The sequence below is a fragment of the Streptomyces sp. CB02058 genome (genome assembly GCF_001905505.1).
Classification (GTDB): Bacteria; Actinomycetota; Actinomycetes; order Streptomycetales; family Streptomycetaceae; genus Streptomyces.
This window is the reverse complement of record NZ_LIPG01000004.1, coordinates 564,759-580,075: the sequence shown is the minus strand read 5'-3', so window position 1 is coordinate 580,075 and position 15,317 is coordinate 564,759. Positions and strand designations below refer to the sequence as shown.

General features: G+C 71.8%; 17 protein-coding genes and 1 pseudogene. 9 read left to right on the top strand and 9 right to left on the bottom strand.

The features are described 5' to 3' along the window. The gene (locus tag AMK10_RS23165) at positions 1–1,032 is read right to left on the bottom strand and encodes a LacI family DNA-binding transcriptional regulator (protein ID WP_073749816.1); all 1,032 of its coding nucleotides are present in this window, start codon (positions 1,030–1,032) and stop codon (positions 1–3) included. Between the two features lie 173 nt (positions 1,033–1,205). On the opposite strand from AMK10_RS23165, the gene AMK10_RS23160 reads away from it, so the two are divergent. After that, positions 1,206–2,174, top strand: coding sequence for an ROK family protein (locus AMK10_RS23160; RefSeq protein WP_073749815.1), 969 nt, complete (start codon positions 1,206–1,208; stop codon positions 2,172–2,174). A 104-nt stretch (positions 2,175–2,278) separates the two neighbouring features. Here the strand turns inward: AMK10_RS23160 and AMK10_RS37745 are convergent, their stop codons facing one another. Beyond that, positions 2,279–2,455, bottom strand: coding sequence for a hypothetical protein (locus AMK10_RS37745; protein WP_198959765.1), 177 nt, complete (start codon positions 2,453–2,455; stop codon positions 2,279–2,281). Between the two features lie 192 nt (positions 2,456–2,647). Between AMK10_RS37745 and AMK10_RS23155 the strand changes: the two genes are divergently transcribed. Both AMK10_RS23155 and AMK10_RS38170 read left to right on the top strand, forming a co-directional pair. Next, on the top strand, positions 2,648–3,697 hold the full coding sequence (locus AMK10_RS23155; RefSeq protein WP_073749814.1) for an NUDIX hydrolase: 1,050 nt from the start codon (positions 2,648–2,650) through the stop codon (positions 3,695–3,697). Between the two features lie 132 nt (positions 3,698–3,829). Next, positions 3,830–4,012: pseudogene (locus AMK10_RS38170) on the top strand (MFS transporter); the annotation flags it as partial. Positions 4,013–4,087: 75 nt separating this feature from the next. On the opposite strand, the gene AMK10_RS23145 reads toward AMK10_RS38170, so the two are convergent. Together AMK10_RS23145 and AMK10_RS23135 are read right to left on the bottom strand one after the other, a co-directional pair. Further along, positions 4,088–4,432, bottom strand: a complete 345-nt coding sequence (locus AMK10_RS23145) for a peptidase inhibitor family I36 protein (RefSeq protein WP_073749813.1) — start codon at positions 4,430–4,432, stop codon at positions 4,088–4,090. A 456-nt stretch (positions 4,433–4,888) separates the two neighbouring features. Further along, the gene (locus AMK10_RS23135) at positions 4,889–5,830 is read right to left on the bottom strand and encodes a winged helix-turn-helix domain-containing protein (RefSeq protein WP_158070895.1); all 942 of its coding nucleotides are present in this window, start codon (positions 5,828–5,830) and stop codon (positions 4,889–4,891) included. 279 nt (positions 5,831–6,109) lie between these two features. On the opposite strand from AMK10_RS23135, the gene AMK10_RS23130 reads away from it, so the two are divergent. Beyond that, a complete protein-coding gene (locus AMK10_RS23130) occupies positions 6,110–6,301 on the top strand; it encodes a hypothetical protein (RefSeq protein ID WP_079180837.1) in 192 nt (63 codons plus the stop codon). 4 nt (positions 6,302–6,305) lie between these two features. On the opposite strand, the gene AMK10_RS23125 is transcribed toward AMK10_RS23130, so the two are convergent. The 3 genes from AMK10_RS23125 to AMK10_RS23115 form a co-directional block, all read right to left on the bottom strand. Further along, complete coding sequence (locus tag AMK10_RS23125; RefSeq protein WP_241839639.1) at positions 6,306–6,581, bottom strand: hypothetical protein; 276 nt, start codon at positions 6,579–6,581, stop codon at positions 6,306–6,308. Between the two features lie 133 nt (positions 6,582–6,714). Next, positions 6,715–7,398: an MBL fold metallo-hydrolase gene (locus tag AMK10_RS23120; RefSeq protein WP_073749809.1), complete on the bottom strand. Its 684-nt coding sequence runs from the start codon at positions 7,396–7,398 to the stop codon at positions 6,715–6,717. Between the two features lie 94 nt (positions 7,399–7,492). Next, positions 7,493–8,857 carry a dipeptidase gene (locus AMK10_RS23115; protein ID WP_073749808.1) on the bottom strand — a complete coding sequence of 455 codons (1,365 nt, stop codon included), beginning with the start codon at positions 8,855–8,857 and terminating at the stop codon, positions 7,493–7,495. 193 nt (positions 8,858–9,050) lie between these two features. Between AMK10_RS23115 and AMK10_RS23110 the strand changes: the two genes are divergently transcribed. Beyond that, positions 9,051–10,316 (top strand): geranylgeranyl reductase family protein, encoded by a 1,266-nt coding sequence (locus AMK10_RS23110; protein ID WP_073749807.1) that lies wholly within the window; start codon positions 9,051–9,053, stop codon positions 10,314–10,316. Here AMK10_RS23110 and AMK10_RS23105 read toward each other — a convergent pair. Beyond that, entirely contained in the window at positions 10,300–10,755 is a 456-nt protein-coding gene (locus AMK10_RS23105; protein ID WP_073749806.1) for a nitroreductase/quinone reductase family protein, read from the bottom strand. The two genes, AMK10_RS23110 and AMK10_RS23105, sit on opposite strands and share 17 nt — an antisense overlap. Before the next feature lie 128 nt (positions 10,756–10,883). Here AMK10_RS23105 and AMK10_RS23100 point away from each other — a divergent pair, with 128 nt between their 5' ends. The 4 genes from AMK10_RS23100 to AMK10_RS23085 all read left to right on the top strand — a co-directional run bounded on the left by AMK10_RS23100 (position 10,884) and on the right by AMK10_RS23085 (position 14,519). Further along, the gene (locus AMK10_RS23100) at positions 10,884–11,612 is read left to right on the top strand and encodes a TetR/AcrR family transcriptional regulator (RefSeq protein ID WP_073749805.1); all 729 of its coding nucleotides are present in this window, start codon (positions 10,884–10,886) and stop codon (positions 11,610–11,612) included. A 316-nt stretch (positions 11,613–11,928) separates the two neighbouring features. Continuing rightward, positions 11,929–13,323: a sensor histidine kinase gene (locus AMK10_RS23095; protein WP_382567196.1), complete on the top strand. Its 1,395-nt coding sequence runs from the start codon at positions 11,929–11,931 to the stop codon at positions 13,321–13,323. Beyond that, complete coding sequence (locus AMK10_RS23090) at positions 13,320–13,985, top strand: response regulator (protein WP_073749803.1); 666 nt, start codon at positions 13,320–13,322, stop codon at positions 13,983–13,985. The genes AMK10_RS23095 and AMK10_RS23090 overlap by 4 nt, the downstream gene beginning before the upstream one ends. Before the next feature lie 141 nt (positions 13,986–14,126). Next, a complete protein-coding gene (locus AMK10_RS23085; RefSeq protein WP_073749802.1) occupies positions 14,127–14,519 on the top strand; it encodes a MarR family transcriptional regulator in 393 nt (130 codons plus the stop codon). Between the two features lie 54 nt (positions 14,520–14,573). Here AMK10_RS23085 and AMK10_RS23080 read toward each other — a convergent pair whose 3' ends face one another. Continuing rightward, positions 14,574–15,317, bottom strand: a complete 744-nt coding sequence (locus AMK10_RS23080; RefSeq protein ID WP_073749801.1) for a maleylpyruvate isomerase family mycothiol-dependent enzyme — start codon at positions 15,315–15,317, stop codon at positions 14,574–14,576.

Sequence of the window (15,317 nt, the reverse complement as noted above, 5' to 3'; positions counted from 1 at the left end):
CTACGGCGCGGGAGGCAGTTCTCCCGAGCCACGGGGGATGAGCCGGGTCGGGAGCTCCACCCTGACAGGTGCGTGACCCGCGCCGTCGAGGCGGCGGAACAGGTGTTCCGCCGCCGTGCGGCCGACGGCCGCGGCGTCCTGGGAGATCACCGTGATGCCGAGCAGATCGGCCAGTTCGATGTCGTCGAAGCCGACCAGGGCGATCCGGCGTTCGCACTCCGCGAGGACACGCACGGCGGTGACCGTCACCCGGTTGTTGCCCGCGAACACCGCGGTCACCGGCTCGGGGCCGGAGAGCATGGTCTCGACCGCGGACCTGACCCGTGCCGGATCGGTCGGTCCGAGGGAGACCCAGGACTCGGCCACCTCGATCCCGGCGTCCGACAGGGCCTCGTGGTAACCGCGCAGTCGTTCCGTCGCGGTGTGGATGCGCGGCTGGTCGCCGACGAAGCCGATCCTGCGGTGGCCGTGCGCGATCAGATGGGCGACCCCGGCGCGTGCGCCGCCGAAGCTGTCCGACAGGACCATGTCCGCGTCGACCCGCCCTGCGGGGCGGTCGACGAACACCGTGGCGATGCCCGCCTTCATCTCGGGCTCCAGATAGCGGTGGTCGTCCCCCGCCGGGATCACGATGAGTCCGTCCACCCGGCGGGCGCAGAGCGCCAGGACGAGCTCCTGCTCGCGCTCCGGGTCCTCGGCGCTGGAGCCGTTGATCAGCAGGGCCCCGTGGGCGCGGGCCACTTCCTCAACGGCGCGGCTCAGCGGGCCGTAGAACGGGTCGGCGAGGTCCTCCAGGACCAGGCCGATGGACGCGGTGCGGCCCTTGCGGAGGACGCGCGCGCTGTCGTTGCGGCGGAAGCCGAGCGCCTCGATCGCCTCCTGCACGCGGCGCTCGGTGTCGGGGGTGACCCCGGGCTCGCTGTTCACCACCCGGGAGACCGTCTTGAGGCCCACACCGGCACGGGCCGCCACATCCTTCATGGTCGGCCTGTTGCCGTAGCGGGACTCGGAGTGACGGGCGGTCTCGGCCACGGTGCGCTGTCCTGTCGTCGGGAACGGGTGGTTCCGGCCCCCCGTAGGCGGGTCCGGGTGCTGTGGCGTCGAGCATAGGCCCTGGACAACGTTGTCAAGAGAATGGAGACTGGGTGGACCATAAGACTGAAGCCGCAGGTCCTGCGCCTCACCCCTCCGGAGAGTCCACACCGATGCATACCGACCTCGTCGCCGCGCTCGACATCGGCGGTACCAAGATCGCCGGGGCTCTGGTGGACGGCGGCGGATCCCTTCTCGTACGGGCCCAGCGGCCCACACCCGCACGGGAGGGAGCCGAGGCGGTGATGGGCGCCGTGAGCGACGTCCTCGCCGAACTCACGGCCTCCCCCCTCTGGCACCGGGCCGGCGCGGTCGGCATCGGCAGCGCCGGGCCCGTGGACGCCTCCGCGGGCACGGTCAGCCCGGTCAACGTCCCGGGCTGGCGCGGCTTTCCGCTGGTCGACCGCGTGGGCGCGGCGACGGGCGGCCTGCCGGTCGCGCTCGTGGGTGACGGGGTCGCGATGACGGCGGCCGAACACTGGCTGGGCGCGGCCCGGGGGTACGACAACGCGCTGTGCCTGGTCGTCTCCACCGGCGTCGGCGGCGGCCTCGTACTCGGCGGAAAGCTGCACCCCGGCCCCTCGGGCAACGCGGGCCACATCGGCCACATCAGCGTCGACCTGGACGGCGACCTCTGCCCGTGCGGTGCGCGCGGGTGCGTGGAACGCCTCGCCAGCGGCCCCAACATCGCCCGGCGGGCCCTGGAGAACGGCTGGCGGCCGGGCCCGGACGGTGACGTCACGGCAGCGGCCGTCGCCGCGTCCGCGCGGGCCGGGAACCCTGTCGCGGTCGCCTCCTTCGAGCGGGCCGCCCAGGCGCTCGCCGCCGGAATCGCCGCCACCGCCACGCTCGCCGACATCGACATCGCGGTGATCGGCGGGGGAGTCGCGGGCGCGGGCGAGGTGCTCTTCGCGCCGCTGCGCAGGTCCCTGCGCGACTACGCCACGCTCTCCTTCGTCGAGGGACTCACGGTGACCGCTGCCGTCATGGGCACCGACGCGGGCCTCGTGGGGGCGGCTGCGGCCGCTTCCACGGTGCGTCCCGGCGGCGCGAACGGCGTACGGGCCGTGGCCGCGCAGTAGGCGCGTGCGGGCCGGCGCTCCGCCCGATGGCGGGGACGGCTCCCGGTGGTACCTGTGGTACCTGTGGTGCCGGTAGTGAGCCTGTGGTGCTTGTGGTGCCGGGGTCAGCTGCTCCGGTCCGTGGGTTGCTGGGGCACCACCACCAGGAACGCGTCGCGCTCCATGTCCATCACCACCTCGGCGGGCGTCCCCTCGCCGCGGCGGGCCGCCGCGAACTCCTCCGCGGGCCGACTGCCGCGGGGCCCACCCGCGGGAAACTGCTCAAGTACCGTGCGGCGCACCGCGTACCCCCTCGTCGTTCCAGTGGCTGTCCGCTCCAACGACGGTCGGCGGCACCTCGTTACGGCCGGACTCGTACAGTGAACGCCCCTGCGGTCCTCCGGCGGCATCCCGGCGCAACCGCGCGCCCCGACGGGGTTTCCGCAGCGGGGTGTTGCGGGCAAGCCACAGGGGGCTACGGAAGAGGGGGACCCGTGATCGTCTGGATCAACGGTGCGTTCAGTGCGGGCAAGACCAGCGCCGCGTGCGAACTGATCGATCTGATCCCGAACAGCACCTTCTACGACCCGGAGCTGGTCGGAGCGGGACTGCGCGAGCTGCTTCCCCAGAAGAAGCTCGCCGAGGTGACCGACTTCCAGGACCTGCCGATCTGGCGGCGTCTGGTCGTCGACACGGCGGCGGCGCTTCTCGCCGAGCTCTCCGGGGTGCTGGTGGTGCCGATGACACTGCTGAGGCAGGACTACCGCGACGAGATCTTCGGCGGGCTCGCCTCGCGGCGGATTCCGGTGCGCCATGTACTGCTCTCACCTGAGGAAACGATCCTGCGTGAGCGGATAGCCGGGCGTGAGGAATTCCCCGGCGATCCCGAGCACAGCGAACGGATCCGGCAGTGGGCGTACGCGCACATGGAGCCCTACCGCGCGGCTCTCGGATGGATCGGCGCGGACGCCCTCACGATCGACACCAGCGCCCTCACTCCGTTCGAGACGGCGGAGCGCATAGCGGAGGCACTGCGCACCGGCGAGGCCAAGGAGTGCGGGATAGTCCAGACCCCCGAACCGCGTGCGGAGACCGTCGCGTCCGGGGTCCTGCTCTTCGACGAGCAGGACAGGGTTCTGCTCGTCGACCCCACCTACAAGCCGGGCTGGGAGTTTCCCGGGGGAGTGGTGGAGGCGGGCGAGGCCCCGGCCCAGGCCGGTGTCCGCGAGGTCGCCGAGGAACTGGGGCTCCGCCTCACCGCGGAGCCGAAGCTGCTGGTGGTCGACTGGGAGGCCCCGAAGCGGCCGGCGTACGGAGGGCTGCGCTTCCTGTTCGACGGCGGCCGACTGCACGGCGACGAGGCCGCACGGCTGCTCCTGCCGGGCGCGGAGCTGCGCGGCTGGCGGTTCGTCACCGAGGAGGAGGCGGCGCTCCTGCTCCCGCCGACCCGCTTCGAACGGCTCCGGTGGGCCCTGCGCGCCCGCGAGCGGTCCACCGTGCTGAACCTGGAGGCCGGAGTGCCGGTGGGCGACCAGGCGCACTGACGCGCAGCGTTGTCCACTTCACCGGCAGCCCGGCGGGTCCACCAGGCCCAGCGCGGATGGAGGAGATCTCCTCCGCCCGCAGCCACGTCACCGCGTGGCTGGACAGCGCCACCGGCCCCTCGGTGCCTCACGCCCGCCCGTTGGCTGCTGGCCGCCACCTTCGCGATCTGCGGCGCCACCACCAACGGCGTCATGTGGACCCACTTCACCCCCGCCGCCCACGACCACGGCATGGCCACCACCACCGCATCGACCCTGCTCGCACTCGTCGGCATCTTCAACGTCGCCGGCACCAGTGCCTCCGGCTGGCTCACCGCGGGGCCATCGGGCCACATCCCGGCGTCCACCCGCGCTGAGCGGGCGGACGCCGGGATCGGTCGATCAGCCGGCTCAGCCTCCGCAGCCACCGACCGAGATGGAGGACACCGAGTTGTCGTAGAGGAACAGAAGTTCCTGCTTGCCCCCCGCGGGGATGCTGAAGTGGTAGCCGTGGTAGTCGGCATCGGTGTAGATGCAGACCTGACCGCTGGTGAGGTTCCACACCGAACTGGCCCGGTCGTTCCACGCCCAGTCGATGTAGGGGATGTCCGCCGGCGCGAGTGCCAGTGCGTCCCCGGTGAGATCGTGGCCGTCGAAGAGGTAGACCTTGCCTCCCAGATAGCCGTCCTTGGGGTCAGCGGCGGACGCTGTCACCGGGGCCGCCAGCACGACGGTGGCAGCGATGGTAGCCGCCACCGCTGCACTTTTGACGGTCAGTTTCATGAGTAACCTTTCCCGTTGTTGCCTGTGGAAGAGCGGTCATGGTCGCCTCGTCCAGCTGTTGCTTCTCGAGGGTGTCCGGTCGTAAGACAGCCGCCGCGGGCAGGTGGTTCTCGCAGGTGATGTCGATCACAGATCTGGTCGTCGTGAGGGCGGCGACGGCCGGCACAGATCTGGTCGTCGTGAGGGCGGCGACGGCCGGCACAGATCTGGTCGTCGTGAGGGCGGCGACGGCCGGCCGGAGACAGCGCCTTCGACGGCGATGAACCGGCTGGAGCACAGGCCGGTGCGTGAGATCCTCACGCGCTTCGGGGACGGGCTGCCGGCCGGCCTTGTACTGGGCGTCGCGCACGTTCGGACGTTGTCGGCCTCGTCGACCACGACGCCCGGCGACGAGCCGGGCCGTCCGCACGCGGAGTGAGTGAGGTGCTCTCAGGTTGCCGCTTCGAGGAGGCGGTTGCCGACGGGGGTGGTGGTGTGGAGAGCGGTGTTGTGGTGCCTGGTGGTGTGCGAGAGGCCGGCAGTGCGGAGCACGGTCGCATGCTGGCTGGCACTGGCCGGAGAGATGCCGGCGTGGCGGGCGAGTTCGGTCGTGGTGCAGTTGGGGTGGCGGCTGATGGTCCACAGCACCACGGCACGGGTGTGGCCGAGGAGAGCGGTCAGGGAGTCGGGGATGGTGCTGAGAGCTCGTGCCGTGTCCGTGGGCGGCAGAAACGGGTCCGCGCCGTGGAGGCCGACGGGGTAGGTCACCCACGGCTGGGGTTCGGCGGTGTCGTCCACGGCGGGGTATTCCGATCCGAATACCGAGGGGATCAGGAGCAGACCGCGGCCTGCGAGATGGATGTCTCCATCGGTGCCGGAAGCCATGGTGAGTTCCAGCACTGGTTCTTTCCACCGGATGCAGCGGGGGTTGAGGCCGGCCAGCAAGGTGTGGAGTCCGCCCTGGGTGGCCTGGTGGGCGCGCAGGGCCCGATCCGCACGGCTGAGGGTATCGATGTGCTGCTGGTACGGGGCGATGACCTGCCGATGGGCGTGGGCGGCGGTGTCAGCCAATTCTGTGATCAGCCGCTTGTCGCTGCCGAGGGACCGCGTCCAGGCCGGCACGACACGCTGTTGACCGCGTTCGGACCAGGTCCTCATGTCGATACGGATACGGGTGGCAGGCGTAGCTCGCAGCCGGTCCAGCGCCTCTTCGAGACTGTCGGCAGTGGCGTGATCGAGAAAGCCTGCTGTCCACCCTGTCGGCGGGGTCAGATCGAACAGTCGACGCACCCTCGGCGAGAGACGACGCAGCGATTCCCTGCGCCAGGCACCGAACCGAACGGGATGGCTGCCTTCCTGCAGCAGTCGCAGCGCGATATCCAGCTCCAGCATGGGACGAGGAGCATCGGCCAGCCGGGTGCGGGCCAGATCTGCGGCTGTGAAGTGGATGCGTAAAGGCATACGCAGAGCCTGATCAAGATGTCGTTATTCGGGCTAGGCCAAATCACGTCGACCCTCAGTCGCCTGCTCAGCCAACCTTGCACGTGAGCGGGCACGGACACGGACTCGGAAACTGTCCTTTCGTGGCCGTTCGGGTTGCGGCGGACGGCCTTGGCACGGGGGGAGGGCCGTCCGTCCGCAGCCTCACCGGCTGCTCCTGCGCCGGATCAGGTGCGCAGGCGCGCACGCGGTGGACGGCCGCCCGGCTTCGGCGGGGACCGCTACAGGAGGCGCGACACCGTCGAGCGGGCGATCAGCCTCCCGACGTACTCCCGAGTGGTCGCCACTCGCTACGCCGAGCGCGGTGACGTCATCCTCGGCACCGTCACCGCGGCGGTCGTCGCGATCCGGTTTGGGGCATGAACGGTTAGGCGACCCAGCAGTAGACGTCCTGGTTCCGGCGCCGGGCGCTGCTGACGAGGGCAGCCAGACCGCCCACGATCACGTCGGCGATCTCCTCGCCGATGACCTCGCCGTCCTCCGCGCGCAGCCGAGTCCACGAGGCGGCGACGTCTCGCAACCTGGCGTGCCCGGCGTCCGCGAGTGCGGTGGACAGGCGGGGCGAGAGCGCGAAGACGACGCACCCGTCAGCGTCGTGGCCGGCGACGATGCGAGGCTCGCCGGCTTCGAAGAGTTCATGCAACGGGGCCCTGGGGGCTTGTCCGGGACGTCGCGGCGGTGGGGCGTCCGCCATCCGCCAGTTCCACCGAAAATCGTGCCCAGCGCAAGCGGTGTGGCGCACCATTCGTTCTGGCGGAAGTGACGCCCGGGGCCCCTCAGCGGGCGGCGGCGGCCCGCAGGACGGCCGCCGTGTCCGTGGTGAGCGGATCGCCGTGGCCGAAGCAGGCGACCGAGGGGGCCAGGGCAGCCAGCCGCCGGAAGGACGTCTGGGCCCGGGTGCGATCGGTGTTGAACACGCCGAGCATCACCCGGCCCACTCCGGCCACGGAGTCCCCGGTGAACAGCACTCCGTGGACCGGCAGATGAAGGCCGATGGAGCCGGGGGTGTGCCCGGGGGAGTGCGCCACCCTGGCACCGCCGCCGAAAGGTATGCCGGCGCCGTCCTCCAGCTCCCGGTCGACGCGGGTGGGAGGAGCCTCGGGAACCGTCAGCGCGTGGGCGTACAAAGGGCGTTCCCAGTCGTGCAGGTCGGGGTCGGGCGAGCGCTCCTCGCCCCGGACGACCGGGGCGTCGAGCCGGTGGGCCAGGATCTCGGCGCCGTGTCGGTCCGAGAGCTCCTGGGCCGCCCCGTAGTGGTCGCGGTGGCCGTGGGTGAGCACGATCCGCCGTATCCGGCCCGGGTCCAGGCCGAGCAGGCGGACGCCGCCCTCGATGGCGTCGGCCGCGTGCAAGTCGCCGGCGTCGACCAGGGTGAGGTCCCGGCCGTCACGCCAGAGATAGGCCTGCCCGATCGGGAAGCGGAACATGTGCAGGTGGGGTAGCACTTCGACGACGTCCATGCCATGAACGTACGCAGATGAAGTCGCCCACCGGCCGGAAATCTGCTGTGGGCGACTTCGCTCAGCGCGTACCCCAAGGGCCCCGCGCGGTGCCTCAGCTCTTCTTGGACTCCGCGTAGTTCCGCAGGAACAGAGCCTCGGCGACCGAGAGCCGTTCGAGCTCCTCGGGGGACACGCTCTCGTTCACGGCGTGGATCTGTGCCTCGGGCTCGCTCAGCCCGATGAGCAGGATCTCCGCCTGCGGATACAGCGCCGCCAGGGTGTTGCAGAGCGGAATGGACCCGCCCATGCCGGAGGACTGCATCTCCTCGCCCGGGTAGGCGAGCCGCATCGCCTCGGCCATCGAGGTGTACGCGGGGCTGCTGGTGTCGGCCCTGAACGGCTGCCCCTGGCCGACCTGTTCGACGGAGACCTTGGCGCCCCAGGGGGCGTGCGACCGGAGATGGGCGGTCAGCAGCTTCGTCGCTTCGGCCGCGTCCTGGCCCGGCGGCACCCGCAGGCTGATCTGCGCCCGGGCGCTCGCCTGGAGCGACGGCGTGGCTCCGACGACCGGCGGGCAGTCGATGCCGATGACGGTCACGGCGGGACGCGCCCAGATCCGGTCGGCGACCGTGCCCGTACCGATCAGCTCCACCCCGTCGAGCACCTTGGCGTCCGTGCGGAACTCTTCCTCCGGGTACTGCAGCCCGTCCCACGCCGCGTCCGTCGTGAGTCCGTCGACGGTGGTCGTGCCGTCCTCGGACCGCAGGGACGCCAGCAGCTGGATCATCGCGGCCAGCGCGTCCGGGGCCGCCCCGCCGAACTGCCCCGAGTGCAGATTCCCTTCGAGGGTGTCCAGCTCGACCCGCAGCATGGTCATACCGCGCAGCGTCGCGGTCACCGTGGGCAGTCCGACCCGGAAGTTGCCGGTGTCGCCGATGACGATCGTGTCGGCGGCCAGCAGCTCGGGGTGCGCCTCGGCGTACTGTTCGAGGCCGCCCGTCCCCTGCTCCTCCGAGCCCTCCGCGATCACCTTGACGGAGACCGGGACCCCGCCGTTCGCCTTGAGGGCGCGCAGCGCGAGCAGATGCATGATGAACCCGCCCTTGCAGTCCGCCGCGCCCCGGCCGAACCATCGGCCGTCGCGCTCGGTCAGCTCGAACGGCGGGGACAGCCAGGCCGCCTCGTCCAGCGGGGGCTGCACGTCGTAGTGCGCGTAGAGCAGCACGGTGGGAGCGCCGACCGGGCCGGGGAGGTAGCCGTACACCGACTGGCTGCCGTCCGGTGTGTCGAGCAGGGCGACGTCCTGGAAGTCCTCGGCCCGCAGGGCGTCGGCCACCCAGCCCGCCGCCGCCTCGCACTCGCTCCTGGGGAACTGCGCGGGGTCCGCCACCGACCGGAAAGCCACCAGCTCGGCCAGCTCCGCCTTCGCACGGGGCATCAGCGAGGCAACGGTCTCGGAAATCGGACGGGCGGTCATGGGCACGCTCCTCGTGGGTGCGACGTTAGGACTATGGCGCGGTGTGTACGCGACGGTGGGCGACGCCGTGGGTGCGACGTTCCGTGTACAACGAATTCATGGCTGATCCTCCCACAGCGGAGTTCGGCCGCGACGCGCCGTAGGATGCCGTGAGCAGCTGGGCCACTGGTCGGATCGGGAGCAGAAGCACATCGTGAGCAGCGAGAACGCAGACGCCGGACGTGAGCCGGAAGAGTCGTCGTCGGTACCGCAGGAGTCCTCGGTATGGGACGTCGTCGTGGTCGGCGCGGGTCCCGCCGGAGCTTCCGCGGCGTACGCGGCGGCCGTGGCGGGCCGTCGGGTGCTGTTGCTGGAGAAGGCGGAGATCCCCCGCTACAAGACGTGCGGCGGTGGAATCATCGGTTTCTCTCGGGATTCCCTGCCGCCGGGGTTCGAACTGCCCCTCAAGGACCGCATCCACGCGGTCACCTTCTCGCTCAACGGGAAGCTGTCCCGGACCCGCAGGTCCAAGCGCATGCTCTTCGGGCTGATCAACCGTCCGGAGTTCGACGCCGGGCTCGTCGAGGAGGCCCAGAAGGCGGGCGCCGAGCTGCGCACGGGTGTGGCGGTCTCGCGGGTGGAACAGCACGGTCCTGCCGTGCCGGACCGGCGCACGGTCGCCGTGGTGCTGGCCGACGGTGAGACGGTGCTCGCCCGCGCCGTCGTCGGCGCCGACGGAAGCGCGGGCCGTATAGGGGCTCATGTCGGTGTGAAGCTCGATCAGGTGGACCTCGGCCTCGAAGCGGAGATCCCGGTCCCGGAGACCGTCGCGGAGGACTGGGCGGGCCGGGTGCTCATCGACTGGGGGCCGATGCCCGGGAGTTACGGCTGGGTCTTCCCCAAGGGCGACACGCTGACCGTCGGGGTGATCTCGGCCCGCGGCGACGGGGCGGGCACCAAGCGGTATCTGGAGGACTTCGTCGGCCGGCTCGGCCTCGCCGGGTTCGAGCCGACGATCTCCTCCGGTCATCTGACCCGGTGCCGCAGCGAGGACTCGCCGCTCTCCCGCGGCCGGGTGGTGGTCTGTGGCGACGCCGCCGGGCTGCTGGAACCCTGGACCAGGGAGGGCATCTCCTTCGCTCTGCGTTCCGGGCGGCTCGCCGGTGAGTGGGCGGTGCGTATCGCGGAGGCGCACGACGCGGTCGACGCACGGCGTCAGGCGCTCAACTACGCGTTCGCGATCAAGGCGGGACTGGGGGTGGAGATGGGCGTCGGCCGGCGCATGCTCAAGCTGTTCGAGCGGCGCCCCGGTCTGCTGCACGCGGTCCTGACGGGCTTCCGCCCCGCGTGGAACGCGTTCGCGGGGATCACCCGGGGGACGACCTCGCTGGCCGAGCTGGTCCGTTCGCATCCGCTGGCCCAGCGCGCGCTGCATGTGATGGACCGCCAGGGATCGGATCGCGTCAGCTCTCGACAGTGATCCGGAACACCGGGTGGTCGGGGCAGGCGGCGAGGAGTTCGGCGTCGGTCGACTTCGCGGTGATGCCCTGGAAGTACTGGTTGACCTCCCAGCCCCAGCGCTGCAGATAGGCGCGGACGATCCGCACCTTCTGCTCGTCGTCCGCGATCTCCACGGCGGTGAACGCCCGGACCTTACGGCCGACCCTCAGCTCTCCGCCGCCGGCCACCCGCATGTTGCGCACCCACTGGGAGTGGCCGCGGGCGGAGACGAGGTACTGCGCGCCGTCGTAGGTGTGGGGGTTCACGGGGATGCGCTGGAGCTGACCGCTCTTGCGGCCGCGCACGGACATCTCGGCGGTGCCCAGCAGGCTGACCCCGAGGCGGGCGAGGCGGCCGATGTGGCTGTTCATCCAGACGTTGAAGGCGCTGCCCCGGAGGTAGTACGGCTGCTGCGACATGGTGGCTCCTGCCGATTGGGAGAGCGGTGCTCTCGCTTTAGAGCAGTGTGCACTGGTGTGGCGCTCCAAAGCAAGAGCAGTGCTCTCGTTTATGTTCAGTGATCTGATTTCGTGGCACACTTCTTCCCATGAGCACCATCCGAGGAGCCAGGGAACGAGCCCGCGTCGAAGTCACCGCAGCGATCAAGGACGAGGCCAGGAGACAGCTGGCGGAGGAAGGCGCCGCGAAGCTCTCCCTGCGCGCCGTCGCCCGTGAACTCGGCATGGTCTCGTCCGCGCTCTACCGCTACTTCCCCAGCCGGGACGACCTCCTGACGGCCCTCATCGTCGACGCCTACGACGCGGTGGGCGAGGTGGCGGAGGCCGCCCGGAAGACCCCCGGAGGCTCGGCCGGCCCCCACACCGGCCGCTGGGTCACCGTCGCCTGCGCAGTACGGGTCTGGGCGCTCGCCCACCCCCATGAGTACGCGCTGATCTACGGCTCGCCCGTCCCCGGCTACACCGCCCCGCAGGACACGGTGGGCCCGGCATCCCGGGTGGGCCTCGTCTTCATCGGCCTCGCACGCGACGCCCACCGCAGCGACGGCCTGGCCGTCCCCGAGGTCGACGCCGAGCTGCGTCCCGAGGCGGCGCGCATGGCGGCCGACCTGGCCCCCGACCTTCCGCCGGGCGCGGTGGCCGCCCTTGTCGCCGCGTGGGCACAGCTCTTCGGTCTGATCTCCTTCGAGCTCTTCGGCCAGTTCAACCGCGTGGTCGAGGCGCGTGAGCCGTTCTTCCGCCGGGCCGCCGGCGAGCTCGGGCGCTCGGTCGGCCTGCTGGACGGCGGGTCCGCCGGAGCCGCAGGCGGGGGAGCCTGAGGGGACAAGGCCCGGCCCGCGGCCCCGGCACGCGGAGCCGCCGGTCCGGGAGTTCGTGTGCGAGGAGGCGTCGGCTCGGAAGCCCGGTTCCGGACGAGCCGTTTGCTGGAGGCCGAGGGGCCGAGGTGAACCCGGGCCCTCGGACCCCGAGCCGGGCCCGGCCCCCGAGACCGCCCCGAGCCGAGGTGAATCCGGGCGCCCCCCGCCCCCGCGCCGAACCACCCCCAGGTCCGCCCGGGGTACTCCGCAGGGAGTACGCGGCACCACCACGCCCGGCTGACGCGCGCCGGTGCCCCGCGCGTCTAGCGTTGCCGGTATGCACCATCTGCGAGCGCACCCGCCCACGGACCCGGGCAAGGGCCCGGGCGGCCGTCCGGCCGGACACGGCCCGCCGTGGCGCCGGGGCTGCGCCGGCCGGCCGGTGCGCACCGGCCGCGGCCCAGGAAGACGCGCGGGCCAGGGCTCCGGAAGCTTCGGGGACACGCACCGGCGCGGCGTGCTCGAAAGGTTCGGCGGCCCGGGGCGGTTCGGGGACCCCGACCGGCGCGAGAACCGGATCCCGTGGGCCTCGACCATCGTGCTCGGAGTGATCGTGATGGTCGGGACGAACGTTGCCGCCCACGGTCAGGACAGGGAGCCGCTCGGCGTCGTCGCCGGGCTGCTGCTGTTCGCGGCGGTCGCCGTACTGCTCGTGCGTCATCGCCACCCCGTCCTCGCCGTCACCGGTACGTCGGCAGCGACGCTGGTCTACCTCGGGCTCGGCTATCCGTACGGCCCGGTCTTCTTCGCCGTGGCCGTCGGCTGCTTCAGCGCCATCGTCTCGGGGCACCGCAAGGCCGCATGGTGGTCGCTGGGCGCGCTGTGGGCAGGGCATCTGCTGTCCGCGCACTGGCTGTACCGATGGCTGCCGCCGGACGGCGACGGCCCCGCCCCCTGGGCGCAGGAGTTGGCCGTCACGGCCTGGGTCGCGGCGATCGTCGCCGCGGCGGAACTGCTCCGGGTGCGCCGCGAGCAGTGGGCGGCGGCCCGCGCGGAGCGTGCGGCGGCGGAGAAGCGGCGGGCCGACGAGGAGCGGCTGCGCATGGCACGCGAACTCCACGACGTCCTGGCCCACAGCATCTCCGTCATCAATGTCCAGGCCGGGGTCGGGCTGGCCCTGCTCGACACCGACCCCGAACAGGCCCGCACGGCACTGACCACGATCAAGTCCGCCAGCAAGGAGGCCCTCGGCGAGGTGCGCCAGGTCCTGGAGAACCTCCGTACCCCGGGCGACGCCCCCCGTTCCCCCGCCCCCGGCCTCGACCGCCTGCCCGAACTCGTCGACCAGGCCGCCGGGGCCGGACTCACCGTGACCGTCGAGCGGGACGGGACCCCGGGACCCCTGCCGCCGGGGACCGACCTCGCCGCCTTCCGTATCGTGCAGGAGGCGCTGACCAACGTGGTGCGGCACTCCGGATCGCGCACCGCCCTCGTCCGCATCACCCACGGGGGCTCGCACCTCGGGCTGTCGGTCGACGACGAGGGGCCCGCCACGGGCGGCGACGCGGGCGGCAGCGGGAACGGGCTCATCGGCATGCGGGAACGGGCCGCCGCGCTGGGTGGCACGATCGACGCCGGACCCCGGACCGACGGCGGTTTCCGGGTCACCGCGGAGCTTCCGCTGCGTCCCGGGGCCTCGCCGGACGGGGCGGAGAGGGAGGAGGCGCCGTGATCCGCGTACTGCTTGCGGACGACCAGTCGCTCGTCCGGGCCGGGTTCAGGGCCCTCCTGGACGCGCAGCCGGACATCGAGGTCGCGGGCGAGGCCGCCGACGGGGCACAGGCCGTACGCCTCGTCCGCGAACTGCACCCCGACGCGGTGCTCATGGACATCCGGATGCCGAAGCTGGACGGTCTGGCCGCGACCCGGGCCATCACCGGTGACGCCGCGCTGGGCGAGGTGAAGGTGGTCATGCTCACCACCTTCGAACTCGACGAGTACGTCTTCGAGGCCATCCGCTCCGGCGCCTCAGGGTTCCTGGTCAAGGACACCGAACCGGAGGAACTCCTGCGCGCCGTGCGCGCGGTGGTGGACGGGGACGCCCTCCTCTCGCCGGGGGTGACCCGGAGGCTGATCGCCGAGTTCGCCGCCCGCTCCAAGGAGCCCGCCTCGGCCACGGTCCTGGACGAACTGACCGAACGCGAGCGGGAGGTCATGGCCCTGGTCGGCATCGGCCTCTCCAACGAGGAGATCGCCCGCAGGCTCGTCGTCAGCCCGCTCACCGCGAAGACGCACGTCAGCCGTGCCATGGTCAAACTCGGCGCCCGGGACAGGGCGCAACTCGTGGTGCTGGCCTATGAGTCGGGGCTCGTACGGCCCGGCTGGCTGGGCTGAGCGAGCGGCTGGGCCGCACACAGGGAAGGGGCACGGCCGAGCAGGTCGTACGGCCCTGACACCCGCGCCCACGCCCCGCATGAGTGCACATGCATCTGTTTCCCGTGCATCTACCACGCGTGTCTCTGTTAGCGTTCCGCCATGGCAGTGAAGAAGTCCGAGCGTGCGCTCGTCGAGGAGTGGCGTGACCTGCTCGCGCTGCACGCCAGGACGCTGGGCGAGCTCGACCGCGCGCTCGACGGACACGGCCTGGGGGCCAGTGACTTCGAGGTGCTGGACATCCTCGCGGAGAGCACGGTGGCCGGCGCCGCCTGTCTCCGCGTCCAGGAGATCGCGTCCCGGGTCCATCTCAGCCAGAGCGCGCTGTCGCGTCTCGTGGCACGACTGGAGAAGGACGGTCTCGTACGCCGCGCGATGTGCAGCGAGGACCGCCGCGGTGTACGCGTGGAGCTCACGGACGAGGGCCGGGCCCGCCATGCGGCCGCCCGGCCCCTCCAGCGTGCGGTGCTGACCCGGATGCTGGGCGGCACCTGACCGCGAAGCGGCAGGAACGGGACCTCGGACAGGACTCCTGCGTTGCCCCCGCTGTCAGATGACCGCCGAGTTCTCGGCCCAGAGCGTGGCGACCGCACGGTCGCCCGACAGCTCGACGGACGAGAGCGGCAGGCGGTTCCACAGGGCCAGAAGCACGTCCTGGGCGGGCCCCGCCACCGTGCAGTCCGCCGGCGCTGCCGGCTCTTCGCCGCGTACCGTCCGGGGCGGATCGGCGGACAGGTGGACGGTCCACGCCGTGCCCGTGTCCGTGGCCCGCACCCTCATCGTGCGCGGGAAACCGGTGCGCACCCGGCTCTTGGCCCGGGAGTGGAAGCCGGCCAGCAGTTCGTCTATTCCGTCCACCGCGTGGCCCGGTGCCACGGGCGTCAGCGGGCCGCCGCGCGCCGACTCGGCGTCCACCCGGTGGATCCTTGTCTCGTGAGCCTGGCGGCGGGCCCAGAACGCCAGCGGGGACGGGGCGGCGAAGAACGTCCAGCACTCCAGGTCGGCGGGCGCCGCCCGCAGCGCCTCGACCAGCAGGCCGTGGCCCTCGGTGAACCAGTCCAGGAGCGCGTCGCCGTCCAGATCGGGTTCCCCACCCTCGGGGTGGTGCCTCCGATGCCCCTCGACGACGAAAGCGGTCGCCCAGCGGTGCACTGTTCCGGTGTGCCGCAGGAGGTCGCGCACGCGCCAGTCCGGGCACGTGGGGACAGGGGCGTCCGATCCCGCTTCGCGGGCGGCGGAGGCGAGTGAACGGCCCTCCGCGGACAGGGATGACAGGTGCTCCGATATCTCCAC